This is a genomic window from Burkholderia sp. E168m22 (assembly GCF_001319805.1).
GTDB lineage: Bacteria > Pseudomonadota > Gammaproteobacteria > Burkholderiales > Burkholderiaceae > Burkholderia > Burkholderia orbicola.
This window is the reverse complement of sequence record NZ_BBSK01000166.1, coordinates 1-1,453: the sequence shown is the minus strand read 5'-3', so window position 1 is coordinate 1,453 and position 1,453 is coordinate 1. Positions and strand designations below refer to the sequence as shown.

Annotated in this window: 1 protein-coding gene; it reads right to left on the bottom strand. The window is 63.2% G+C overall.

Annotated elements, in window-relative coordinates; all coding sequences use genetic code 11:
• Window positions 1-17 precede the first annotated feature (17 nt).
• Window positions 18-1,223 (bottom strand): IS110-like element ISBma3 family transposase, encoded by a 1,206-nt coding sequence (locus AP428_RS34220; protein ID WP_041489162.1) that lies wholly within the window; start codon window positions 1,221-1,223, stop codon window positions 18-20.
• Window positions 1,224-1,453 lie beyond the last annotated feature (230 nt).

The window sequence follows — 1,453 nt, the reverse complement described above, 5'->3', positions numbered from 1 at the left end:
TGCCCCTATGTCTTTCGTCAAGCGTTAGGGGCTGACTTGGGTTGGTAAATGGTGCCGTCGCGCAGCATGGCGAACAGGACGTCGCAGCGTCGCCGTGCCAGTGCGATCAGCGCTTGGTTGTGGCGCTTGCCTTGCTGGATCTTGCGGGAGTAATAGGCCCGTGAGACTGGGTCTCGTAAGGCCGCGAAGGCGGATAGGAACAAGGCGCGCTTGAGCACCTTGTTTCCCCGTCTGGATGGATGCTCGCCACGGATCGACGAGCCTGAGCGCCGGGTGACCGGGGCAAGGCCAGCGTAGGCCGCCAAGTGTGCAGCCGAAGCGAAGGCCTTATGGGCGACTTCGGTCAGGAGTCTGGCGGCGGTCCTGACGCCGACTCCCGGCATGCTGGTCAGGACCGGCCAAAGAGGGTGAGCAAGCACCAGTCGCTCAACTTCGGCGGCGACCTCGTCGCGTTGCTTACGCAAGGCCGCAAGCTGCTGGGCTAAACGGGGCATGACGATGGTGGCGGCTTGCGTGCCGGGCACGGTCACGGCTTGTTCACTCAGTGCCTGAACGATCTCGGCCGCCAAGCCTTTGCCCATGCGAGGAGCGAGCTTGGTCAGGCGATTGGCGAGCGTCTTCTCGGTGGTGCTGGCAAGTGCGGCGGGCGACGGATAGCGCTCAAGCAGATCGAGCACCGCCGGATGGTCGAGGCGCGGTCCGAGAACGCGCTCGAGCGCCGGATGGATTTGAGTAAGCAGGCCGCGAATGCGGTTGCTGGTCTGTGTGACCTGAGCGGCGAGGTCGTCATCGAAGCCGCACAGCATGGTGAGTTCGGCGAGCTGCTCGTCGGCCAGTCGAAGCGAGCGCAGCGTATGCGGCATCGAGCGAGCGGCTTCGGCGATGATGGCGGCGTCGCGGGCATCGGTCTTGGCTTCGCCGGCGTGCAAATCAGCGATGCGGCGCATGGCCAGTCCGGGCAGATAGGCGACGAGTACGCCTTCAGCGCGGGCGACGGCTACAGGAAGCGCACCGATGGTGGAAGGCTGATCGACGACGAACAGCAGTCGACCGTGAGTCTTGAGTTCGGCGATGAGGGCTCGCAGCTTGACCTCGTCGTTGGGTAGCGCCTTGTTGTACAGACGCTTGCCATTTCGATCGAGTGCAACGGCGTGATGCTGGCCTTTACCGACGTCGACGCCGACGAAAACATCCACGGCGTCATGCTGTTGAGTGTCTTGCATCGCAGTTTGTGCAAAGTGAACGGATTGGCCTGCAACAACGGTGGCAAGTCTCGGCATCCACGTTACGGACGGCGTCGGAATATTCCGGCCAAACCCCTATCAGCGATCACCAGCCACCCACCAGACCCGGCGACAACACCCCCCGGATCATGACTGCGACTGGGGGCGGGAATCATACCGGGCCTGGCTGGCCAAAGCCCCATTATTGGGACAGGAAGATAGTAACGGGG